The sequence below is a fragment of the Paractinoplanes ferrugineus genome (assembly GCF_016862195.1).
In the GTDB taxonomy this organism is placed as follows: Bacteria; Actinomycetota; Actinomycetes; order Mycobacteriales; family Micromonosporaceae; genus Actinoplanes; species Actinoplanes ferrugineus.
The window spans coordinates 1-21,855 of record NZ_BOMM01000044.1 but is presented as its reverse complement, the minus strand read 5'-3'; the positions used below and the strand labels follow the sequence as shown (position 1 = coordinate 21,855).

General features: G+C 71.6%; 16 protein-coding genes and 1 pseudogene. 8 read left to right on the top strand and 9 right to left on the bottom strand.

Annotation, left to right across the window (positions count from 1 at the left end):
• Positions 1-2,295 carry a putative bifunctional diguanylate cyclase/phosphodiesterase gene (locus Afe05nite_RS23450; protein WP_239118138.1) on the top strand — a complete coding sequence of 765 codons (2,295 nt, stop codon included), beginning with the start codon at positions 1-3 and terminating at the stop codon, positions 2,293-2,295.
• Here Afe05nite_RS23450 and gnd read toward each other — a convergent pair.
• The gene (gnd, locus tag Afe05nite_RS23445; protein WP_203819326.1) at positions 2,292-3,731 is read right to left on the bottom strand and encodes an NADP-dependent phosphogluconate dehydrogenase; all 1,440 of its coding nucleotides are present in this window, start codon (positions 3,729-3,731) and stop codon (positions 2,292-2,294) included. The genes Afe05nite_RS23450 and gnd overlap by 4 nt on opposite strands.
• A gap of 175 nt (positions 3,732-3,906) precedes the next feature.
• Here gnd and Afe05nite_RS23440 point away from each other — a divergent pair, with 175 nt between their 5' ends.
• Both Afe05nite_RS23440 and Afe05nite_RS23435 read left to right on the top strand, forming a co-directional pair.
• Positions 3,907-4,239, top strand: coding sequence for a type II toxin-antitoxin system PemK/MazF family toxin (locus Afe05nite_RS23440; RefSeq protein ID WP_203819325.1), 333 nt, complete (start codon positions 3,907-3,909; stop codon positions 4,237-4,239).
• 175 nt (positions 4,240-4,414) lie between these two features.
• Entirely contained in the window at positions 4,415-6,187 is a 1,773-nt protein-coding gene (locus Afe05nite_RS23435; RefSeq protein WP_239118137.1) for a SpoIIE family protein phosphatase, read from the top strand.
• Positions 6,188-6,774: 587 nt separating this feature from the next.
• On the opposite strand, the gene Afe05nite_RS23430 is transcribed toward Afe05nite_RS23435, so the two are convergent.
• Positions 6,775-8,373, bottom strand: a complete 1,599-nt coding sequence (locus Afe05nite_RS23430; RefSeq protein ID WP_203819324.1) for an alpha-amylase family glycosyl hydrolase — start codon at positions 8,371-8,373, stop codon at positions 6,775-6,777.
• Between the two features lie 54 nt (positions 8,374-8,427).
• On the opposite strand from Afe05nite_RS23430, the gene Afe05nite_RS23425 reads away from it, so the two are divergent.
• On the top strand, positions 8,428-9,027 hold the full coding sequence (locus Afe05nite_RS23425; RefSeq protein WP_203819323.1) for a gamma-glutamylcyclotransferase family protein: 600 nt from the start codon (positions 8,428-8,430) through the stop codon (positions 9,025-9,027).
• Here the strand turns inward: Afe05nite_RS23425 and Afe05nite_RS23420 are convergent.
• Positions 8,983-9,717 carry a 3-keto-5-aminohexanoate cleavage protein gene (locus tag Afe05nite_RS23420; RefSeq protein ID WP_203819322.1) on the bottom strand — a complete coding sequence of 245 codons (735 nt, stop codon included), beginning with the start codon at positions 9,715-9,717 and terminating at the stop codon, positions 8,983-8,985. The two genes, Afe05nite_RS23425 and Afe05nite_RS23420, sit on opposite strands and share 45 nt — an antisense overlap.
• Between Afe05nite_RS23420 and Afe05nite_RS23415 the strand changes: the two genes are divergently transcribed.
• Positions 9,716-10,114: an NUDIX hydrolase gene (locus Afe05nite_RS23415; RefSeq protein ID WP_203819321.1), complete on the top strand. Its 399-nt coding sequence runs from the start codon at positions 9,716-9,718 to the stop codon at positions 10,112-10,114. The genes Afe05nite_RS23420 and Afe05nite_RS23415 overlap by 2 nt on opposite strands.
• Here the strand turns inward: Afe05nite_RS23415 and Afe05nite_RS23410 are convergent.
• Together Afe05nite_RS23410 and Afe05nite_RS23405 are read right to left on the bottom strand one after the other, a co-directional pair.
• Positions 10,111-11,463 carry a S1 RNA-binding domain-containing protein gene (locus Afe05nite_RS23410; protein WP_307835646.1) on the bottom strand — a complete coding sequence of 451 codons (1,353 nt, stop codon included), beginning with the start codon at positions 11,461-11,463 and terminating at the stop codon, positions 10,111-10,113. The genes Afe05nite_RS23415 and Afe05nite_RS23410 overlap by 4 nt on opposite strands.
• Before the next feature lie 26 nt (positions 11,464-11,489).
• Entirely contained in the window at positions 11,490-12,095 is a 606-nt protein-coding gene (locus Afe05nite_RS23405; protein WP_203819320.1) for a TetR/AcrR family transcriptional regulator, read from the bottom strand.
• A gap of 210 nt (positions 12,096-12,305) precedes the next feature.
• On the opposite strand from Afe05nite_RS23405, the gene Afe05nite_RS23400 reads away from it, so the two are divergent.
• Both Afe05nite_RS23400 and Afe05nite_RS43985 read left to right on the top strand, forming a co-directional pair.
• Complete coding sequence (locus Afe05nite_RS23400) at positions 12,306-13,874, top strand: CocE/NonD family hydrolase (RefSeq protein WP_203819319.1); 1,569 nt, start codon at positions 12,306-12,308, stop codon at positions 13,872-13,874.
• 485 nt (positions 13,875-14,359) lie between these two features.
• On the top strand, positions 14,360-14,566 hold the full coding sequence (locus Afe05nite_RS43985; RefSeq protein WP_239118136.1) for a hypothetical protein: 207 nt from the start codon (positions 14,360-14,362) through the stop codon (positions 14,564-14,566).
• 2,216 nt (positions 14,567-16,782) lie between these two features.
• Here the strand turns inward: Afe05nite_RS43985 and Afe05nite_RS23390 are convergent.
• From Afe05nite_RS23390 to Afe05nite_RS23375, 4 genes and pseudogenes are all read right to left on the bottom strand, one after another.
• A pseudogene (locus Afe05nite_RS23390) lies at positions 16,783-17,256 on the bottom strand (P-loop nucleotide/nucleoside kinase family protein); the annotation flags it as partial.
• A gap of 34 nt (positions 17,257-17,290) precedes the next feature.
• Positions 17,291-18,082, bottom strand: coding sequence for a class I SAM-dependent methyltransferase (locus tag Afe05nite_RS23385; protein ID WP_203819317.1), 792 nt, complete (start codon positions 18,080-18,082; stop codon positions 17,291-17,293).
• Positions 18,079-19,173 (bottom strand): alpha/beta hydrolase, encoded by a 1,095-nt coding sequence (locus Afe05nite_RS23380; RefSeq protein ID WP_203819316.1) that lies wholly within the window; start codon positions 19,171-19,173, stop codon positions 18,079-18,081. Before Afe05nite_RS23380 ends, Afe05nite_RS23385 begins: the two co-directional genes overlap by 4 nt.
• Positions 19,170-20,579 carry an MFS transporter gene (locus Afe05nite_RS23375; protein WP_203819315.1) on the bottom strand — a complete coding sequence of 470 codons (1,410 nt, stop codon included), beginning with the start codon at positions 20,577-20,579 and terminating at the stop codon, positions 19,170-19,172. The genes Afe05nite_RS23380 and Afe05nite_RS23375 overlap by 4 nt, the downstream gene beginning before the upstream one ends.
• 70 nt (positions 20,580-20,649) lie before the next feature.
• On the opposite strand from Afe05nite_RS23375, the gene Afe05nite_RS23370 reads away from it, so the two are divergent.
• Positions 20,650-21,735: an LLM class flavin-dependent oxidoreductase gene (locus Afe05nite_RS23370; RefSeq protein ID WP_203819314.1), complete on the top strand. Its 1,086-nt coding sequence runs from the start codon at positions 20,650-20,652 to the stop codon at positions 21,733-21,735.
• Positions 21,736-21,855: the final 120 nt, after the last annotated feature.

Below are 21,855 nucleotides of genomic sequence, written 5' to 3'. Positions count from 1 at the left end.
ATGACCGCCAGCACCGTGCGCCGCGCGTCCGCCGGCCTCGTCCCGATGCTCGTCGCATCGGCGGCCGGCCTCGCGGTGTGCGTGTGGCTCGCGGTGCATACCGGCAGCAGTGTGCTTCTCGGCTACCTGGGTGGCCCGATCGCGCTCGCGGCGGCCGTCCTCGGATGCTGGAAGATCGGTTCCAACATCCGGGTCGACCGCCCGGTCCGCTCGTTCTGGCGGTCCATGTCCCATGCCGGGGTGCTGCTGTTCATCGGTCAGTGCGTCTCGCTGTCGCTGTCGAACAACAACGCCGGACTGTCCCTGGTCGCGGCCGCCCCCAACGTCCTCGGCATCGTCTGGGTGGTCGGCGCCATGGCGCGGCTGCCGCTCGGCGACTCCAGCGCCGCCGGCTGGGCCCGCATCCTTCTCGACTTCGTCACGGTCTGCGTGGCCGGCGCCCTCGTCTTCTGGTACGTCGTGCTCAGCTACGCCCCGCCCGGCACCGACCAGGACACGATGATCGCGGCCGGCACCGTCGGCGTCCTCGGCCTGCTCGCCCTGGCGATCATCGGCAAGGCGGCGGTCATCCCGCACCCGCCGGTCGACTCGTTGTCCCTGCGGATCCTCTCGGTCGCCCCGATCGTCGGCGCGATCACCGCCGTCCTGCTGATCGCCGGCACGGACGGACCCCGGCTGGCCATCTCGGTGCTGACCGGCCCGCTCGTCGCGCTGTCCTTCACCGTGGCCGCCTGGCGGCAGCGGCACGTGCTCGCCCGCCCGGCGGCCGAACCGGCCCGGCACCACCGCACCATGTGGGGCCTGATCCCGATGCTGGCCTCGGTCGCCACCGCCGCCATGGTCATCTCGGTGTCCGCCCGCGAGATGAACGGCCGCGAACGGGCCGTGATCATCGGCGCCGTGCTGATCGTGGTCTGCGTGGTCGCCCGCCAGCTGCTCGGCCTGCGCGAGAACAAGCGCCTGCTCACCGGGCTGCGCACGCAGCAGGTGCAGCTGGAACGGCTCGCGATGACCGACCCGCTGACCGGGCTGGCCAACCGCACCCGGTTCGGCTCCGCGCTGGAGGAACGGCTCGCCTCGCACCGGCCGGCCACCGTGCTGCTCATCGACATCGACGACTTCAAGATGATCAACGACTCGATGGGGCCGGCGCTCGGCGACCAACTGCTCTACCAGGTCGCCCAGCGGCTGCGGAACAACAGCGCGACCGCCTCGCTCTCGGCCCGCCTCGGCGGCGACGAGTTCGCGGTCCTGCTCGACGACGAGGAGATCGACGTCGCCGAGGACGCGGCCGGCCGCATCCAGAGGGCGCTCGCCGAGCCGTTCAAGGTCGGCGAGGAGCGCCTGCTGGCGCACGCCAGCATCGGGGTGGCCATCGCCGGGGCCGGGGACGGCGCCGACGAGGTGTTGCGCAACGCCGACATCGCCATGTACGCGGCGAAGGAGGGCGGCAAGGCGGCCTGGGTGCGGTTCGAGCCGCGGATGCGCCAGGACGTCGTCAACCACGCCCGGCTCGGCAGCGAGCTGCACAACGCGATCATCCGCAACGAGCTGTTCCTGCTCTACCAGCCGGTCTTCGACATCGTCACCGGCCGGCTGCACGGCGCCGAGGCGCTGGTGCGCTGGAAACACCCGGTACGCGGGCTCGTCTCGCCGGGCGACTTCGTCCCGGTGGCCGAGCGCTCCGGACTCATCGTGCGGCTCGGCTCGTGGGTGCTGCGCGAGGCCTGCCGGCAGCTGTCGGTGTGGAAAGCCGAGCACGGGCCCGGGGCGATCAAGGCGATAAACGTCAACGTCGCCGTACGGCAGCTGCGCGAACCCGGCTTCGTCGACGAGGTCGCCGCCGTGCTCGCCGAGTACGACCTGCTGCCCGGCAACCTGGTCATCGAGATCACCGAGTCGTCGGTGGCCGACGGCCGGCAGGTGCGCGAGACCCTGCAGGCCCTGCACGAGATGGGGATCCGGCTGGCGCTCGACGACTTCGGCACCGGCCAGTCGTCGCTCTCGCTGCTGCGGGCCTTCCCGGTCGACGTGCTCAAGCTCGACAAGTCGTTCGTCGACGGCATCGCCGACGGCGAGGACCGCGGCCGCCTCGCGATCGCGGCGGCGGTGGCCCAGCTGGCCGAGTACCTCCAGCTGTCGGCGGTTGCCGAGGGCATCGAGAGCGAGGCCCAGCTCGACCGCCTCCGCGACATGGGTTACCGCCTCGGCCAGGGCTTCTTCATGGCGAAGCCGCTCCCGCCCGACGAGGCCGGCGCCCTGATGGCCGCCGACCCCGTGACGGTCAACAACTAGGCCTCGACCTCGGTGCGGTCGTCGGTCGCCCAGAGGGTGTGGAACGAACCCTCCTTGTCGACCCGGCGGTAGGTGTGCGCCCCGAAGAAGTCACGCTGACCCTGGATCAGGGCGGCCGGCAGACGCTTCGCCCGCAGGCCGTCGTAATAGGCCAGCGCCGACGCGAAGCCCGGCGCCGGGATGCCCTGCTGCGCGGCCGTCGCCACGACCCGCCGCCACGCGTCCTGGGCGCCGCTCACCGCGTCCAGGAAGTAGTCGTCGACCAGCAGCGTCGACAGCGTCGGCTGCTTGTCGTACGCCTGCTTGATGTAGTCGAGGAACTTGGCGCGGATGATGCAGCCCGCGCGCCAGATCTTCGCCATCGCGCCCGGGTCGATCTCCCAGTCGTACTCCTTGCTGGCCGCCTGGATCTGCTGGAAGCCCTGCGCGTACGCCACGATCTTGGACGCGAACAGGGCCTGCTCGACATCCGCCTGCAGATCGCCACCGTGCGCCCCGGCCGACGGCGACGGGCCGGGCAGACCCGCGTCGGCGGCCGCCTTGCGCACGTCCGCGCCACCCGACAGGGCGCGGGCGAACACCGACTCGGCGATGCCGCTGACCGGAACACCGAGGTCCAGAGCCGCCTGTACGGTCCAGCGACCGGTGCCCTTCTGCTCGGCCTGGTCCTGCACCACGTCCACGAACGGCTTGCCGCTGGACGCGTCGACCTGCTTGAGCACCTCGGCGGTGATCTCGATCAGGTACGAGCCCAGGCGGCCCTCGTTCCAGCCCTTGAAGATCTCCGCGATCTCCGCCGGCTGGTGGCCACCCACCTGCCGGAGCAGGTCGTACGCCTCGGCGATGAGCTGCATGTCGGCGTACTCGATGCCGTTGTGCACCATCTTGACGAAGTGCCCGGCACCGTCGGGGCCGACGTGCACGCAGCACGGCTCCCCGTCGACCTTGGCCGAGATGTCCTCCAGCAGCGGACCCAGCGCGTCGTACGACTCCTTGGGGCCACCCGGCATGATGCTCGGTCCGTGCAGCGCGCCCTCCTCGCCACCCGAGACGCCGGCGCCCACGAAGTGCAGGCCCTTCTCCTTGAGCGCCGCCTCACGCCGCCGGGTGTCCAGGTAATGCGCGTTGCCCGCGTCGATGAGCATGTCCCCGGGCTCGAGCAGGGGAGCGAACTCGTCGATCACGGCGTCCGTCGGCCCACCGGCCTTGACCATGATCACGACACGGCGAGGGCGCTCCAGGCTGGCCACGAAGTCCGCGGCGCTCTCCGACGGAATGAACTTGCCCTCGTGGCCGAATTCCTCCACGAGCTCCTTGGTGCGTCCGTAGGAGCGGTTGTGCAGGGCCACGGTGTGCCCGTGCCGGGCGAAGTTGCGCGCCAGGTTGCGCCCCATCACCGCCAGACCGGTAACCCCGATCTGTGCCTTCTCCGACATTATTGACGTCCTTCCCTAGCTGCTTGCAACGCCCTCATTCTTACCTACGGGACCCGACCGATCTTGGTTCGATCCTTGTCGTTTCCGGCGCGCCGTTGCCCGCGCGTCTCGTAAGATCCGAACAGCGGTACCCTCGTGCGCATGCCTTCGCCAGCCGTGCCCGGGATGCGCTGACATGCGGCGCGGCGAGATCTGGACCATCGGCGACCGCACCGACCTGCGCTATCGGGTGCTGGTGCTGTCCGCCGACAGCTACAACGAGCGCAAGAACGCCGCCCCGTTCTGCGCCCCGATCGTCCGGCAGCGCGGAGCCCTCGAACTCCCGCCCTACGCCGTTCCCTTGATGGAACAGGACCCGATCACCGGCGTCGTGGTGGTCAACCGGATGCGCCGGCTCCCGGCCTCGATCGGGGCCGAACGGCTCGGCATGGTCACCGGCTCCTCCATGGTCCGCCTCACCGAGGCGATGCGTGACCTGTTCGAGCTCGGCACCCCGTTCGAGATCTGAGCCCGGTTCGCGAAAATCGCCCTTCTCGATCTTTCCCCTTCTCGATCAGGCCCCGTTCGGGTGAAGTGCGGCCCGGAGCAACCGCTGGTCGACGCGGTCCGGATGAACGGCCGATGACGATGGGTCCGTCACCGACGTACTAAAGAGACCTGTCGTTTTTCTGGGGAGGGCGTGGGTGACGTTAGCCGCCGGCACCGTGGTCGCCGCCGATCGATTCTTGATCGAGCGGGCCGTCGGCCTGCTCGCCGGACGGTCCCGGTGCCGCCTCGCCGAGGCCCACGACCACCTCCTCCGGATGGCCGCTGACCAGCAACGCGACGTCACCGAGGTGGCGGCCGGAGTGATCCGCGTCCTCGACGTCGCGATCACCTCGGCGGGATCGGTGCCGCAGATGGTGGCCGCCGCCCTGACCACCCCGGTCGTTCCCCGCCCGGCCCGCCGTTACGCGCCGTGGGTGTCCCTTGTGCAGCGAGTGCTCGACTCGACTCCGGGGATGAGTGGCTACCTGACCGCGGAGCGTGACCGCAACGGCCGCATCATCGACCTCGTCTGGCAGGCCGCCAGCCCCGGCGCGGCCACCCCCGACGGCCGCCGCGGACGTCAGCTCCTCGGGCAGCGCGCCAGCGGCCAGTTCCCCTCCGGCTGGGACGTCTACCAGGACGTCCTCGAGTCCGGTTGCCCGGCCGCGGTCGGCCCGTTCCGCTACGCCGACGGCCACTACACGGTGCGGGCCCAGCGGCTCGGTCACGGCCTGTTGCTCCAGTGGTCCAAACTCGACGAGCTCGACCGCTTCGCCAACCTCGGCTGGGCCGAGTGGGACCTGATGAGCGGCGACATCATCTGGTCCGACAACATGTACCGCCTCTACGACCGCGACCCGCAGCTCGGCCCGCTCACCCCGGCCGAGATCGACGCACTCGTCGACCCGCTCTTCCCCCCGTCCCGCCCCGTTCCTGGTCTTGCCGGCCCTGGTCTTGCCGGGCCGGCTCTTGGGGGCCCAGGTCCGGGCGGGAGCGGTGCCCAGGCCGACGTCACGACCCGGGTGATGCTCGGCGGCCGGGTCCGGCACCTGCGCACGGTGAGCGACGCGATCCGCGACGCCGACGGCCGCCCGCTGCGGGTGTTCGCGATCGTGCAGGACGTCACCGGCCGGCGCAACGACTCCCAGCACTTCCCCGAGGTGGACCAGCCCCAGCTCGCCGGCCGCCTCCAGCGCGTCGTCCAGCCCATCCCCGAGGAACCGATCGAACTGCCCGGCCTCAAGGTGGCGCTGCGCTACCTGCCGGCCGGTCAGGAGAGCTTCGTCGGCGGCGACTGGTATCAAGCGACCCGGCTGCGCGACGGATCGGTGCTGCTCGCCGTGGGCGACGTGGCCGGTCACGGCACCCACGCCGCCACCATGATGGCGCAGCTGCGGCACGCCCTGCGCGCCCTCGCCGTCACCACCGGCGACCCCGGTGTCCTGCTCGGACACCTCAACCGGCTGACCTTCGACCTCGAACGGGAGAATCCGGAACTGTCGGCCACCGCCGTCGTCGCCCGCTTCGACCCGGCCATCGGCGAGATCACCTGGGCCCAGGCCGGCCACCCGCCACCGCTGCTCAGCCGTGGCGGCCGCACCACCCCCCTGGAACGCCCGCCCGGCCCGATGCTCGGCGTCGTCAACGACGCCGTCTACCCGACGGCCCGCCTGCAGTTCCGCATCGGCGACGTCCTGCTGCTCTACACCGACGGCCTGGTCGAACACCGGCACGGCGGCCCCGACGACGGCCTCGCCCAGGTCATCCGCACCGTCGACGAGGCCGTGCACGCCTCCCCGCAGCAGCCGCTGGCCCAACTCCTGGCCCGCCTCCAGCAGGCCAACCCCGACGACGACACGTGCATCCTGGCCGCCCGTCCGGTGTCCGGCGAAACCCGCGACCTGCGCCGTCACCTGGCGAAGCGCTGACCCGCGTGCCGGCGCGCACCAGACCCCGTCTTCCGGGAAAAAGGGGTGTTCGAAGGCCGCGGAGCCCCCCTCTCCGGTGAAGAAGGGGCCTCCGGTCGGCTGCCGCTTCACCACCCGGGCGGCACGGACGACCGGACCGCCGATCCCGCCTAGCCGGTTCGGCGGTGCCGTCGTCGGAGGAGACCGAGATGACGCCGGCCAGGTCGGCCAGCGAAGCGGCCACGTCGCCGCGGCCCGGCACGGTCGGCCGGAGCGCCAGCGCGTCGTTCTGGTGCTCGACGGCGGTGTCCACGATCGTGAAACCACAGGCGGTCAGCACGTTTCGCCCGGTCCGTCCAGTGGACCGACCGCAGCCGGGAGCGGGGGGAGCCGGGAGTGGGCCGGGCGGGAGTGGGCCGGGCGGGAGCGGGGGAGCCAGGCGGCGAGCGGGGTGAGTCCAGGATGGCGAGCCGCCACGGACGGCGCCGGCGGCCATGCGGATGGCGGCGGCGAGCCGATGCCGGAGACGATCCGCGCGGCCATCCGGGACGGTCGAGGGCCGGCTCGCGGATCGGCAAGCCGGCCCCGCCCGGTCGGTTCGCCCCGGCTCATCGGAGCGCGAGTATCCCGTAGCCGAAACCCGCCACCCGCAGGCCGTCGGCGGTGGTGGTGACGCCCTCGGCGAGCAGCGGCGTCGCGGGCGGGACGGCGAGCGACGCGGCCTCCCGGCGCGGGTTGACGACGACCAGGTGGGTGCCGCCCCGGACGTACGCAAGGGGATAGCCCTCGCTGAGAACCTCGATCGACGCCCGGGCCCGCAGGGCCGGATGGGCCTGGCGCAGGCTGATCAGGCCGCGGACGAAGTTGAGTGTCGACGCCGGGTCGTCGTTCTGGGCGGCTACGGTCGGTCGCTGCGGGTCGGGGTCGATCGGCAGGTAGAGCTTCGCCGCGGCGGCGGCGGAGAAGCCGGCGTTGGCGGTGGAGTCCCACTGCATCGGGGTGCGGCAGCCGGCCCGGTTGTAGAGCGGGTTGCACACCGCACCCTCCACGTTCGGCAGATCCGGCAGATAGCGCATGCCGATCTCGTCGCCGTAGTAGAGGCAAGGCACGCTGCCCCAGGTGAACAGGAAGACCAGCGCCGAGCGCATCTGCTCCGCGGTGCGCCCGCCCACCCGCAGCCGGGCGTAGTCGTGGTCGGCGGTGGACAGCACGATCGGCCGGCCCGGGTCGACCGCCTTCGCCGCCGTCCAGGCGTCGAGGAACGGCCGGGTGCTGCCCCGGCCCTCGGCGTCGAAGAACGGCTCGCGTGGCGCCTGGAAAGGCAGGATCCCCGCGGCGTGGTTGTCGAACAGGCTCGCGTGCGCCTCCTTGATCACCAGGAAGAAATCGGCGTCGAAGGCGAGCGATTCACCCACCCTCGGTTCTGCGCCCTCCGGGATCAGAACAGCTTGCGGGTACGCGTCGTCCAGCCATCGCCGGATCTCGCCCCACAGCGACACCGTCTCGGCCCGACCCTCGTCCGACAGCTCGTCCTTGACCAGCGAGAACGCCATGTCGACCCGGAACCCGGCGACGCCCTTGGCGAGCCAGAACCCGATGATGTCCTTGAGTGCCTGCCGGTTGCGCAGCGGCCCGGGGGCGTCGACCGCGTCCCGCCACGGCTGGTCGGCACCACCCGGCCGGGCCCAGCCGAAGTTCAGTGCCGGCTGCTCGTCGTAGAAGTTCTTCAGGTAGTAGCCACGCCGCGGGCCGGGGGACTCGACCCAGGCCGGGGTGCCGGGCATGGCGCGGGCCCAGGTGCTCGCCGGCAGCTGCTCGCACCAGATGTACCGGTCGCCCTTCGGGTCGGGCCCGTCGGCGTGCAGCTCCTTGCGGAACCAGGGGTGCTCGATCGACGTGTGCCCGGCCACCAGGTCGAGCATGATGCGGATGCCGCGCTTGCCGGCCGCCTCGACGAGCTCCACCAGGTCGTCGTTGGTGCCGTAGCGCGGCGCGATCGTCAGATAATCGGACACGTCGTAACCGGCGTCGACGAACGGCGACGCGAAGCACGGGTTGAACCAGATGACGTCGACGCCGAGCGACGCGATGTGGTCGAGCCGGTCGATGACCCCGCGCAGGTCGCCGATCCCGTCGCCGTTCGAGTCGGCGAACGACTGCGGGTAGATCTCGTACATCACCGCGTCGGCGAACCAGTCCCCAGCCATGCTCCCGATGCTAGCCACGCCCGGCGGCCCGGCGGGGCACCGGATACTGGGAAGATGAACGTCTCGGAGCGGGACACGTGCGGAGTTTTCGTCTACGGATCGGTGGTTTCGGCCGCGGCGCTGGCGGCGACGCTCGGCGAGGGCGCCCGGGACGGTGTCCACTTCGGCAAGGCCACCCTCGCGGGCTGGCGGCGCCGATGGAACGTGTGCACCGACAACACCGTGTCACGGGCCGTTCGTTACCACACGCCGGGGACCACCGAGCGCCCGCCGGTGCAGGTCCTCTTCCTGAACATCGTCCCGGCCGACCCTCGGACGGTGCTCACCGGCTATCTGCTGCTGGGTGGACCGGACCTGGTCGCGGCGCTGGACGCGCGGGAGGGGAACTACGACCGGGCCGACGTCACGCACGCGGTCGTCGGCTGGGGCGGGCTGCCGCGCCCGGCGACGGTGTGGGCGTACGTCGGGAAGCCCGCCAGTGTCCGGACGGCGGAGGCCGGCCTCTCTCGCGGCTCGGCCCGGATCCGGCGGGAGTACCTCGACGTGGTGGCGGCGGCCTTCGCCCCGCACAGTGACCTGACGGCCGAGCTGCGCGCCAGCCTGACGCCGTTACCGGCCCGGATCGAGCCGCTCACCCGCGTCGTGGCGGGCTGACCGCCAGACCTCCAGCGCCTTCTCGACCAGGGCCGCGTTGCCGGGTGCCGGGCTGCCGTCCGGCAACACCAGGGTGTCCTCGAGGCCGACCCGGGTGGGCAGGCCGAGCCGGCCGGCGTGGGCGATCAGCGGCCAGCACGCGTCCTGTTCACCGTGCAGCAGGCGTTCGCCGGTCCAGCCGGCCTCGTCGAGGGCGGCCAGGATCGCGTCGGCGGCCGGGACCGCCGCGGCCGCCGGGGTGTCGAGCACCTCAATAAGCACCCGTTCCAGGGCGAGTCCGGCCACGGCCTGGGCCTCGGCCGGGCGCCACACCCCGGCTTCCACGCCGACGCCGCGGGCGGTGAGGAGGCGTACCAGATCGGTGAAGCCCTCCTCACCGACATTCACCGACGTGAAATCGGGCAGTGCGCGCCAGGCGGCGATGTGCGCCGCCCGGCGGGGCGCGTCGCCGCCGGTGATCCAGAGGCCGGTGGAGACACCCACCCGCAGGCCGGGGACGGCTCGCCGGATCGCCACCAGCGCCGCGCCGATGTCCTCGGCCGCCAGCGACTCGCGGCCGGCCGGGTCGCGCGGATGGACGTGCACGGCCTCGGCGCCCGCCGCCACGGCGGCGGCGGCCTCGGCGGCCAGATCGGTGGGGGAGGCGGGGGCGGGACGGCCGCCGTTGAGACACGCTTTAATGCTTTTCATGACTCGTACGCCCTCGGTCTCCGTGGTTTTCGTCTGTCACGACGGGGCGGGGCGCATCCTGCTCGCGCGGCGCTCCACCCGGGCCCGGGACGAGCCCGGCACCTGGGACTGCGGGGCGGGCGCGCTGGAGTTCGGGGAGACCTTCGAGCAGGCGGTCGCGCGCGAGGTCATCGAGGAGTACGGGACCGGGCCGGAGAAGATCGAGCTGCTCGGCGTACGCAATGTGCTGCGTCCCGGCTCGCACTGGGTGGCGATCGTCTTCGCGGTGCGCCTGGACCCGGCCGAGGCCCGCATCGGTGAGCCGCACAAGTTCGACGAGCTCGGTTGGTTCGACCCGGCGGAGCTCCCGTCCCCGGCACATTCGCAGCTGCCGGAGACGGTCGCTCTGTTCACCTAGGCGTGCCCGGCCTCGCGGCTGGCCAGCACCTGCCGGCCGTGGGCTTCCCAGCGCTCCCGGGCGTCGGAGTATTGCTGCTCCCAGGTCTCGCGCTGCTCATCGAACCCGTCGAGCCACTCGCCGGTCTCGGCGTCGAAGCCCTCGGGGTAGATGTAGTTGCCGTCGTTGTCGTACGTGGCGGCCATGCCGTACATCGTCGGGTCGAAGTTCTCGTCCCCGTCGACGTAGCTCTCGTTGGACTGGCGCAGCGACAGCGAGATGCGACGCCGGTCCAGATCGATGTCAATGATCTTGACAAGCACGGTGTCACCGGTCTGGACGATCTGCTCGGGCGACTCGATGTGCCCGCCGGCCAGCTCGGAGATGTGCACCAGACCCTCGATGCCGTGCTCGACCTGGACGAACGCGCCGAACGGCACCAGCTTGGTGACCTGGCCGGGCACGATCTGGCCGATCGTGTGGATCCGAGCGAACTGACGCCACGGGTCTTCCTGGGTCGCCTTGAGCGACAGGGACACCCGCTTGCGTTCCTGGCTGACCTCGAGCACCTCGACCTCGACCTCCTGGCCGACGCGAACCACCTCGGAGGGGTGGTCGACGTGCCGCCAGGAAAGCTCGGAGACGTGCACCAGACCGTCGACCCCGCCGAGGTCGACGAACGCACCGAAGGCGACGATCGACGAGACCACGCCCTTGCGCACCTGACCCTTGGCGAGCCGATCGAACAGACCGGTGCGCGCCTCGGTGCGGTGCTGCTCGAGCCAGGCCCGGCGGGACAGGACCACGTTGTTGCGGTTCTTGTCCAGCTCGATGATCTTGGCTTCGAGCTCACGACCCACGTAGGGCCGCAGGTCGCGGACGCGACGCATCTCCACCAGCGACGCGGGCAGGAAGCCCCGCACGCCGATGTCGAGGATCAGGCCGCCCTTGACGGCCTCGGTGACCGGGCCCTTGACGACCCCGTCCTCGTCCTTCAGCTTCTCGATCGCCGCCCAGGCCTGCTCGCGCGCGCGAGCGGCGGGATCGGGCGCGGCCGACGCCGCGTCGTCAGCGGCGGGAGCCGCGTCGTCTGCAGCCGGTGCCGCGTCGTCCACGGCGGGTGCCGCGTCGTCCACGGCGGGTGCCGCGTCGTCGGCGACCGGGGTCGCCTCAGCGACGGCTGGTGCCGCCTCGCCGGCGGCCGGGGCCGCTTCCTCGGCGCCGGGTGCCGTTTGCTCAACGGCGGGAGTGTCGGGCTCGGGAGCAGCGGATTCAAGCGTAGGGGCGGCTGCTGCATCCGCTTCGTCAGAAGCGGGCAGCACGGACTCGGGCGCCTCGGTTTCGGGCACCACGGCATCGGGCGAGCTCATCGACAATCCCACCTGTTCGTCGAACATCAGAGCTTACCAATCCGCAGTGGCGCCTCGGAAGGCGACGTGACCGGCCGGAATACGCCGTCGAGAGCCAGGTCGATGGAACGACCCGCGGCAGCCACGGCCTCGGCATGGCTGCCTGCTCCCTCGACGACGCCCTCGACCATACCGAACAACAGAATCACGTCGTCAGGGACCAGATCGGGCCGAACTTCACCCGCCTCCTGCGCGCGGCGCAGCGGTTCGGCCAGAACACCGGCGATGCGGCGCAGGAACCGGCCCCGGGTGGCGGCGTCGAGCCGGCGGGCCAACTGCACCAGCGGCCGCATGTTGACCTGTGCGCGCAGGATCTCGTGCAGCGCCGCCCGGAACATGGTGGGCTGCTCGAGTCCGGCCGCCACGCACCGCTCGAGGCCGTCGATCAGGTAGCCGATGACCGCCGTGGTCAGCGCTTCCCGGTCGGGGAAGTGGCGGTACAGGGTGGCCTGGCCGATCCCGGCCCGCCGGGCGATCTCCGGCATCCCGACCCGGGGCTGCGAACTCGACATCAGCTCGCAGGCGGCGGTCAGGATGGCGAGCCGGTTGCGTTGCGCGTCCCGGCGGCGTGCGGGCTGAGCACCGTAGAGCACCGCGCCCTCCCCTCGCACCCGCCGTCTCGGTACCGGCCCAGTCGGTTCGCTACCGCCCGGCTCGTTACCGTCCGGTTCGCTACCGCCCGGCTCGTTACCCGTCGGTAAAGTGACCAACGTTACTGGCAAGTAACGATAATGTCATGAAGTTCAAATTCTCGGTACCCGCTCCTACGCTCGCCGGACCTTCCGTCCCGTCGAGGAGTGCGCATGGTGCCACGGCGCTCATCCCTGCTTGCCTTCCTGCTATCGGTGCTGACCGCGGTCCTGGTGATCGGGGCCGCCCCGAGCCCGGCCCACGCCGCGTCCACCACCACCAAGTTCGTGGACATCCCCGGCGATGGCGGCGTGGTCCTCAAGGCCAACGTGGTCGCCCCGGCCGCCGCCGGCCGCTACCCCGCCGTCGTCTTCTCCTCCAGCTGGGGCCTCAACGACCTCGAATACGTCGCGCAGGCCGCGAGCATGGCCGCGGCCGGCTACGTCGTGGTCTCGTACACGCCGCGCGGCTGGTGGGCCAGCGGCGGTGCGATCGACACCGCCGGGCCGAAAGACCTGGCCGACCTGTCCAAGGTGCTCGACTGGACGATCGCCAACACGCCGACCGACCCGGCGCGCATCGGGGCGGCCGGGGTCTCGTACGGCGCCGGCATCAGCCTGCTCGGCTCGGCCTTCGACAACCGGATCCGGGCGGTCGCGATGCTCAGCGGCTGGACCGACCTGGTCGCCTCGCTCTACGCCGACCAGACCCGGCACCTCCAGTCGACCGGCCTGCTCGGCCTGGCCGCGCAACTCGTCGGCCACCCCGGTACCGAACTGACGACCATGCTCGACGACTTCAGCGCCGACCGGAACGTACCCAAGGTGATGGATTGGGCGAAGGTCCGCTCGGCCGCCACCTACCTCGACCGGATCAACGCCAACAACCCGGCCGTCATGATCGCGAACTCCTGGGGCGACACGTTCTTCCCGCCCAACCAGCTCGTCGACTTCTACGGCCGGCTCACCACCCCGAAGCGCCTCGAACTGCGCCCCGGCGACCATGCGATCGCCGAGCTGACCGGCCTCGTCGGCCTGCCCAACGAGGTGTGGGCGAGCACCCGCGGCTGGTTCGACCGCTACCTCAAGAACGACACCGCCGGCACGGCGCCGGGCAAGGTCTACCTCAAACCCGACAACGCGAGCGCCGAGATCTGGGACAGCTGGGCTGCCCAGACCACCAGCACCAGGAGGTACGGGCTGGGCGAGATCCGCTGGTACGACGGCACCGGCCGGCTCGGCGGCAGCCCCACCACCGGCTGGTCCAAGACCCTGCCCACCGACCTCGACACGGTCGCCAACGGTGGCGTGGTGCTGCTGACCAACGGCGTCTCCGCGTTCACCGGCCGGCGCCCGTCGATCTGGCTGCCGTTCGTCGACCGCACCCGGGCCGGCGTGTGGGCGGCGGACCGGCCCTCGACCGTCACCAAGATCCGCGGCATCCCGAAGGTGCACCTCGACCTGACCGGCACCGCCGCCGACGGCTCCCTGGTCGCGTACCTCTATGACCTCGACAGCGTGGGCAACGCCGCCCTGCTCACCCACAACCCGGTCAGCTGGTCGTCGAGCGGCGGCGGTAGCCGCACGATCGACCTGTCGCTCTCCGCCGTCAACTACGACCTGCCCGCCGGGCACTCGCTCACCCTGGTGATCGACACCGTCGATCCGCTCTACTACGACGCCAACGACCCCGGCTCGATCACCGTGGCCGGCGGCTCCTACCTGGATCTACCGATCAAGTAGCGCAGGGGACCGGCTACCCATGGTGGCCGGTCCTCCATGCATCCTCACCCGGACGAGGTGCGGCCATCGCGCGGCCCATGCGCGACCCGGGAGACCTGGACATCCTGCTCGACCGGGCGGCCGGCGCCCGCGTGGTGCTGATCGGCGAGGCCGGCCAAGGCACCCACGAGTTCCACCGGCGGCGGGCGGCGCTCACCCGCCGGCTGATCGACTTCGTCGCCGTTGCGGGAAACTGGCCCGACTGCGCCCGGGTCGACTCCGCGGTCCGCGGGTTCCCGGCCCCCGGGAGGCGTTGCCCGTCTACGACCGGCGGCCGACCTGGATGTGGGTCAACCAGGAGACCGCCGACTCCACCAATGGCTGCGCGCCCCCAACGACCAGCCCGGCCGAGGCCAACGCGTCCGCGACCCGGTTCACTTCGGCGCCGACCGGGTGCCGCTCATCGGCCTGGCCACCCACTGCGGCACCGCGGTCGCCGCCCCCCGGTGGGGCGCTCCCATGCGGGTGAGGCGAGTGCCCACGGCCAGCCCGGCTCGATCGAGGACCTCCTGCACGCCGAGGGGCCCCACAGGCCCTGTTCGTCTTCCCGCCCCGACCGGCCCCGCCCCACCATCCTGGTCGACGAGACCACCGCCGTGCACCCCGTCCACATCGACACCCTGGAGCCCGAAACCTATCTCAGCGGCGTCTGACCTTCCGCCATTTCCGGCCTTCCTGTTTCCGGTCGCCCGCAAGCCATGGAAAGTTGTTCGAAAATGGCATGATCCAACCTTGGCGGGGCGCATTCCGGGTGCGGGAAAATGTTCTTATGCGGCACCAGCAGCTCTCATTATTCTCTCGCGCAGTGACCATTGCGCTGCGGGATCGCACCAGAGCGCGTAATTGGTCGCCGGGCAATGACGAGTTCCGCCGCGAACACGAGCGTCACCGGCCCTGGGGCCTCGCCCGCCGCCACGGTTCGAAGTTGTGCCGCCTGCGCGGTTGCTCCCGCGAATGCGGCGAACTCGGCCTGCACGACCCCACCGACGCCCTCCCACCCCTGATCTGGCCCCCGGACGCGACCTTGACCCAGCGCCCGTCCTCCCCAGCGCCAGTTGCCACTGCTCCGCCCGCGCCCGCCGTCTCCACCCCCGAGCCAGCCCCCGGCACGCCTTTCCGCTCGCTCCCCGCCGCCCAGCCCTCCACCCCACCCGAGGCTGTGCCTGCGCCCCGGTCCGTGCCTGCGCCCGGGTCCGTGCCTGCGCCCGGGTCCGTGCCTGCGCCCGGGTCCGTGCCTGCGCCCGGGTCCGTGCCCGTTCCCCTGGTCGTGCCTGCGCCCCGTGTTGTGCCTGCGCGGCAGGTTGAGCTTGCGGTTCGGGTCATGCCTGCCTTCGGGGTCATGCCTGTCGCCTGGGGTTCGCCTGCTCCCCGGGTTTCGCCTGCTTCTCGGGTTGGGCTTGCTCTGCGGATCGAGCCCGATCGTCAGGTTGGGCTTGACCCCGAAGCTGTGCCCGCCTCTCAGGTGGAGCTCTTGTTTCAGGTGGATCCAGTAGCCCGGATGAGCATCGCTGCATGGCCCGCACTTCTCGGGCGGATCGGGAATTTTGCGAGGTTTGGGCTCCCTGATCGAGCGGGAACCGTGTCGAGAGTTGGTCCCGCACCTGGGGCTGATCCTCCACCTCCCTCCGGCGCTGTTCTTAGGGCTGGGCCTGCTTCGCGGGTGGAGCGTGCTTTCCGGCATGGGCGTGCCGCCGGGGTTGCGCTTGGTCGCTGGGCTGGGCCTTTGCCTCGAGCCGATCCTGATCCTCGAGCCGATCCTGATCCTCGGGCCGGTCCTGTTCTCGGTGCCGGCCTTGCTCGAGGGGCTGGGCTTGCTCCCCGGGCGTTGCCTTCTTCATGGGAGCGGACGTGCTGGGCGAGGCTCACTCTCTGGGTTGAAACTCCGCGTGAGAGGCAAACCGCATCCAGGCCGGGCGCATCCGGGCCGGCCTCGTGCAAGGCCGGGTCAGCCGGTCGACCATGTGGCGCCGGTCGAACCGCTGCAACGACGGTTCGGTCGAGCCGGCCCGCCCGAACCAGAGCGAGCCGGCCCGCCCGAACCAGAGCGAGCCGGCCGGGATCCACCCGTGGGGCACCGACAACATCGATCGTGCGACCCCGTCATACCGCCCGGCCTCGGTCGCCGCCGTATGTTCGTTTTACTGGGCGGCATCGATCGCCGGCTGCCGCCATCGAAGGCCGCCAGCGCTCCAGGGTCGCCGACACCACCGTGCTGCCGCCACGGAACTAGCCCTGGTACCCAGGGCTGCCGGTCAACCAGGGCTGCCGTCGACCAGGCCTGCCTACACCCGAGGTCGCCAACTCCGCAGCGCTGCCTCTGCATCCCAGGGTCGCCGGCATCGCAGGGCTGCGGGAGATCCAGGGTCGCGGGAAATCCAGGGCTGCGGGAACCCAGGACTGCGGGAACCCGGGGCTGCCAACGGCACGAAGCTGCCGGCCCCGAAGGCCACCAATCCCCAGGAGGGTCACCGGCGTCACGCAGCTGCCGACCTCCGATGTGCTGCCGAAACTCCGAGGCTGCCGAAACCCTGGGGCGGCGGACACCCCAAGGCCGCCGACATCCGAGGCTGCCGACATCCGGGGGCTGCTGACGTCCGCAGGCTGCCGACACCCAAGGGGCTGCTGACGTCCGCAGGCTGCCTACACCCAAGGGGCTGCTGACCCCACTGCCTCGGCGAATTGCGCTACGGCTGAGGTCTGTCCGGGTCGGGTGGGCGGTAATCGACTCGGAATTAGCAAGGGCTGGGAAGCTTCGAGCCCGATCACGCACTTCAGTTCAGGTGTTTTGGATGGCCCGGGAAAGGCGAGAACTGAAAAGCGGCTGAACGGTGGCGCGCCAGGCCAGGAATGGAGTCGGACGATCGATGATTCAAGGAATTTCAGGGGACTGCGCGAATACCAATATCTCGGCGAAGGAGGGGTGGTAGCCGGAGGTGGTGTCCACGACGAGGGTGGGGAGGGTGGAGGCGATGGGCTTCCAGTCGGGGACGGGTAGGGGGGTGCCGGGGTGGGCGGCTCGGAGGACTACGCGGGCGGTGGCGACCGGGGGGTCGGCGGTGCAATGGAGGATGCGGGTGGGGCCCAGGTCGAGCAGTGGGCGCCACGGGGCGTTCTGGAAAGCGGCCTCCGCGACGACTGTGACGCCGGCGTTCACCAGGGAGGTCACGGTCGCGATGAAGGTTCGGTAGGAGTGGGTCAGGTCGGGGTCGGGGGTTCCGGCGTGGACGATTCCTTCGCGGATCTCGTCACGGCTCACCACCGGGCAGCCGATCTCGCGGGCCAGCCGGTGGGCCAGGGTGCTCTTGCCGGTGCCCGGGGCACCGCTGATCACGATCAGCAACGGACCGCGATCAGCAACTGATGAAGATCAGAAAGGATCACGGGGTGCGATGAGCGACCACGATCCGGATGCGGGTGGTGAAGTCGAGCGGTTCGGGGATCTCCGAGGCCAGATGCGAGATGGCGACGGAGCGGCGGGAGATCGGGATGCGGTCGACCATCTCTCGGCCGCCGTGCGAGCCGATCCACTCGTACAGGTGGGCGGCGTCGTTGAATTCGCTGCGTACCGTCGCCTCGCTGACCTCGGCCGAGGCGAAGCCGGCGGTCAGCGCGGCGGCGTGCAGGCTCTCCGCCGAGTCGAACATCGGGTGCAGTTTGCGCTCCGGCGGCGCGTCGTCCGCGAAGCGGGCCAGGATCTTCATGGCCTGGCCATAGCGGGGGTCATGCTGGGCGAAACAGCTGAAGGCCAGGCGGCCCCGCGGGGTCAACAGCTTGCGGTACGCGGTGAGCGCGGCCGGCGGGTCGGGCAGGAAGAAGAGTACGAGCCCGGACGTGATCACGTCGAAGGAACCGTCCGGGAAGTCCGGCTGCTGGGCGTCGCCGGACTGGACGACCACCTGGTCGAGTCCGGTGGCCGTGGCCTGGCTGCGGGCCACCATGCCGGGCGCCAGATCGATGCCGACCACATATCCGCCGGACCCGACCGCCTCGGCGACCGGCACGAGCACCGCCCCCGTCCCGCAGCCCGCGTCGAGCACCCGCTCCCCGGGTTTCGGCTCGACCGCCCGCACCAGTTCGACCCCGAGCGGCCGGAAGAATTCCACGCCGACGTTGTCGTAGGCGTCCGAGGCTTCGTCGAAGATGCGAACTATCGGGGAGGGATCACTCATCGAACAAGCATGTCAGCCTCGCGCACCCCGGGCTCGTCCGGTGCCCGCCAGGGCGTACCGATCGTCACCGAGGCGAAGAAGTTGTCCAGATAATCGACGGTGATCGGCACCGTCCGCGGGTCGCCGAGCGGCAACCACCAGCGCACCGGCGCGGCCAGCCAGTAGGCGGCGTAGTCGCTGAAGTCGAAATGTCGGCTCTGCACCAGGGTGTAGGCCCGCGCCTGTTTCGAGTCGGCCCGGAACAGTTGCCGCGCCGACTCGTCGGTGGCCGCCCCGCCGGTGCCCGAGCTGATCAGCAGCAGTGGTTTGCCCACGCCGTCCGTCACGACCGGGCCGAACGGCGTGCCGTCCAGGTCGGCGGCCCCCCGGCAGCTCCCGTCGGTGCGGCAGGCCTCGAGCGCGGCCGCCCCGCCGAACGAGTGCCCGGCGTAGATCACCTGGTCGGCGCGGGCGTGCGGGCCGAGCAGCACAGCCACCCGGCCGGCCGCGAACCGGGCGTCGGCCGCCCACACGCTGAGCAGCCGGTTCCCGGCCGGGCCGGCGAGGTCGGTGGGCCGGCCGGCCGCCGACCCGGGCACCGGTTTGCCGCCGAGCACGCTCAGGTCGGCGCTGTAGGTCGGGGTCACCCCCGCGACCAGGTAACCGCGCGCGGCGATCCGGGCGGCCAGATTCGCGTACTGCGGTGCCGAGAAACCGAGGCCGGGCATCAGCACCACGATCGGGAAGGTGCCGTCGGCGAGCGGGGCGTCGTCGTACGTGCCGGTATCGACGTTTTTGAAGTCGGTTTCGGCCGGGCCGAAGTGGTGCAGGTCGGACCAGGCGCCCGGGGCGTACTCCGAGGGTTTTCCGCTGTTGCTCGCGGCCGGGTACCAGAGCGTGATCGACAGGACGCGCGGGTTGCCGCCGACCGGGGCCAGTTCGTCGGTGCGGGCCCGATCGGCGACCTCGTGCACCGCCCGGCCCACCGGGAACCGGCCGTCCGGGGCGAGCGACACGACCAGGCGTGACCGGTGGCCCAGGAAACCGGCGTACGCGCCGGCGAGAAGAAGGACCGCGGCCGCCGCGACCGAAAGAGCCCGCTTGATCGTCACCGCGCTATTTTGGCCGCTACCGGCGACTCGGCCGCAACCGCCGCCCGCGCTACCGTCGAGCGCGCCCACCGCCCGGTCGTGACCAGGCCCAGCACCAGCACCGACGCACCGAGCCCGGTGATGATCCACCAGCCCGCGTGGCTCGCCTCGGCGAAACCGACGGAGGTGGAGGCGACCGCCGCCCCGATCACCGCGACGCCGAGCGCCCCGCCGACCTGCCGGCTCGTCGACGCGATCGCGGCCGCCACCCCGGCCTGCTCACGCGGCATGCCGGAGACGGCGGTATTGGTGATCGGCGAGTTGACCATGGCGAACCCGACGCCGAACAGGACGTAACACGTCATCAGCAACCAGATCGGGGTGGTCGCGGTCAGCCGGGTCATCGGCAGCATGCCGGCGACGAACGCGACCCCGGCGACGGTCAGCGGCAGCCGGGTGCCGCGCGCCGCGACGAGCCGGCCCGAGACGGGGGAGAGCAGGGCGGTGGTGGCGGCCATCGGCAGCGTCCACAGGCCGGCGTGCAGTGGTTCCAGCCCGCGTACGTCCTGCAGGTATATCGAATTGAGGAAGAGGAACCCGGCCAGCGAGCCGAACGCGCACACGGCGATCAGGGTGGCGCCGCTGAACGGCACGCTGCGGAAGAACCGCAGCTCCAACAACGGTTCCGGCTGTCGCGGCTCATGGCGCAGAAGGGCGGCCAGGGCCGCCGCGCCGACCACGAAACACCCGACGATCCGCGGCGAGCTCCAGCCGGCGGTGGGTCCCTCGATGATGCCGTACGTGACTCCGGCCAGCACCAGGAACACGAGCACCTGCCCGACGGGGTCGAGCCGGCGTGGGTGCGGCGCCCGTGACTCGGGCACGAACCTGGCCGCGAGCAGGAACGCCGCGATGCCGACCGGCACGTTCACCCAGAAGATCGACCGCCACCCGAGCGTGTCGACGAGAAACCCGCCGAGCAGCGGCCCGAGCGCCATGCTGAACCCGATCACGCCACCCCACACGCCGATCGCGCGGGCCCGCTCGCGGGGCTCGGTGAAGGTGTTCGTGATGATCGACATCGCCACCGGGTTGAGCATGCTGCCGCCGATCGCCTGCACCGCCCGGAACGCGATCAGCCAGCCCAGGCTCGGCGCCACGCTGCAGAGCAGCGACCCGGCACTGAACAGCGCGAGCCCGGTCTGGAACACCCGCCGGCGGCCCACTCGGTCGGCCGTCGACCCGCTGAGCACGAGAAGGCTGGCCAGCACAAGCGTGTACGCGTCGATGGTCCACTGCAGCCCCGAGATGCTCGCGCCGAGATCCTCGCGCAGAGCCGGCAGCGCGATGTTCATGATCGTGACGTCGAGTCCGACGATGAACAGGCTCATGCAGCAGATAGCCAGGACGAGGTAGGGGCGGCGCATCCCTCAGTTCTACCCGCTGGCTGCATCATGCAGCTGTTAACTGGATCTCGGCGTGGCCTAGGCTCGGCTGATGGCACATGTCGGCGTGATGTTGCCGCGGGACCTGCCCGCGGCTCAGGTCCTGACCTACGCCCGCCGGGCCGAGGAGCTCGGCTTCGACGAACTGTGGGTCGTCGAGGACCTCGGCTTCCGCGGCGGCGTCGCCCAGGCCGGCGCGGTCCTCGCCGCCACCTCCCGGATCGTCGTCGGCATCGGCATCCTGCCGGCCGGCGCCCGCAACGCCGCCTTCGCCGCGATGGAACTCGCCACCCTGGCCCAACTCTTCCCGGACCGGCTGATCGCCGGCCTCGGGCACGGCATGCCCGACTGGATGCGGTCGGCCGGTGCCTGGCCGGCGAGCCCGCTGACGCTCCTTCGCGAGTACGCAACCGCCCTCCGAACCCTGCTGCGCGGCGAGCCGGGCCCACCCGCCGGCCGCTACGTCGACGTCGCCGGCGTCCGGATCGGCGAGATCCCGGCCACGCCGCCGCCCGTGGTCCTGGGCGTGCGCGGCCCGAAATCGATAGCCCTCGCCGGCGAGGTCGCCGACGGCCTCCTGCTGGCCGAGCCGGCCACTCCGCCCTACATCGCCGATTCCCGCCGCCGCCTGACCCCGGCCGCTGTCCCTGCTGGCGCAGCCGTAGCCGGTGCCGGGTCGGCGATGGCCGGGCCCGCCGGGTCGGCGATGGCCGGGCCCGCCGGCGCGGCGATGGCCGGGCCCAATGGCGCGGCGGCCGGGTCCGGTGCCGGGGCGGCGGAGCGGCCGCTGGTCATCACCTACGACGCGGCGGTGGTCGCGGACGACGGGCGGGCGGCTCGCGACCTGGCGCGGCCCGGTCTCGCCTGGATCGGCGAACCGGACTGGGCCCCGCACCTCGCCCCGCTGCCTTTCGCCGCCGACCTGGCCCGGCATCGCGAGGCGGCGGCGGGCCCGACCGAGTTCGCGGCGACCATGCCCGACGAGTGGGTCGGCGAGCTCGCCCTGGCCGGCACCCCCGACGAGGTACGCGCCCGGATCGCGGCCCGGCACGCCGCCGGCGCGACGAGCGTCGTGCTGATCCCGGCCGAGCCCGACCCGCTCACCGCCTTGACCGCCCTGGCGCGGGCCCGGCCCTGACGCCGGCTGGCGGCGAGTGCGGCGGCTGGCGGTGAGGGCGGCGGCTGGCGGTGAGGGCGGCGGCTGGCGGTGAGGGCGGCGGCTGGCGGTGAGGGCGGCGGCTGGCGGCGAGGGCGGCGG

Coding starts and splice junctions, on each gene's coding strand:
- gnd (WP_203819326.1), bottom strand. CDS start 3,731: ATGTCGGAGAAGGCACAGATCGGGGTTACCGGTCTGGCGGTGATGGGG.
- Afe05nite_RS23420 (WP_203819322.1), bottom strand. CDS start 9,717: ATGAAAAGCATTAAAGCGTGTCTCAACGGCGGCCGTCCCGCCCCCGCC.
- Afe05nite_RS23370 (WP_203819314.1), top strand. CDS start 20,650: ATGGCACATGTCGGCGTGATGTTGCCGCGGGACCTGCCCGCGGCTCAG.
- Afe05nite_RS23440 (WP_203819325.1), top strand. CDS start 3,907: ATGCGGCGCGGCGAGATCTGGACCATCGGCGACCGCACCGACCTGCGC.
- Afe05nite_RS23425 (WP_203819323.1), top strand. CDS start 8,428: ATGAACGTCTCGGAGCGGGACACGTGCGGAGTTTTCGTCTACGGATCG.
- Afe05nite_RS23400 (WP_203819319.1), top strand. CDS start 12,306: ATGGTGCCACGGCGCTCATCCCTGCTTGCCTTCCTGCTATCGGTGCTG.
- Afe05nite_RS23410 (WP_307835646.1), bottom strand. CDS start 11,463: ATGAGCTCGCCCGATGCCGTGGTGCCCGAAACCGAGGCGCCCGAGTCC.
- Afe05nite_RS23385 (WP_203819317.1), bottom strand. CDS start 18,082: ATGAGTGATCCCTCCCCGATAGTTCGCATCTTCGACGAAGCCTCGGAC.
- Afe05nite_RS23450 (WP_239118138.1), top strand. CDS start 1: ATGACCGCCAGCACCGTGCGCCGCGCGTCCGCCGGCCTCGTCCCGATG.
- Afe05nite_RS23430 (WP_203819324.1), bottom strand. CDS start 8,373: ATGGCTGGGGACTGGTTCGCCGACGCGGTGATGTACGAGATCTACCCG.
- Afe05nite_RS23415 (WP_203819321.1), top strand. CDS start 9,716: ATGACTCGTACGCCCTCGGTCTCCGTGGTTTTCGTCTGTCACGACGGG.
- Afe05nite_RS23375 (WP_203819315.1), bottom strand. CDS start 20,579: ATGCGCCGCCCCTACCTCGTCCTGGCTATCTGCTGCATGAGCCTGTTC.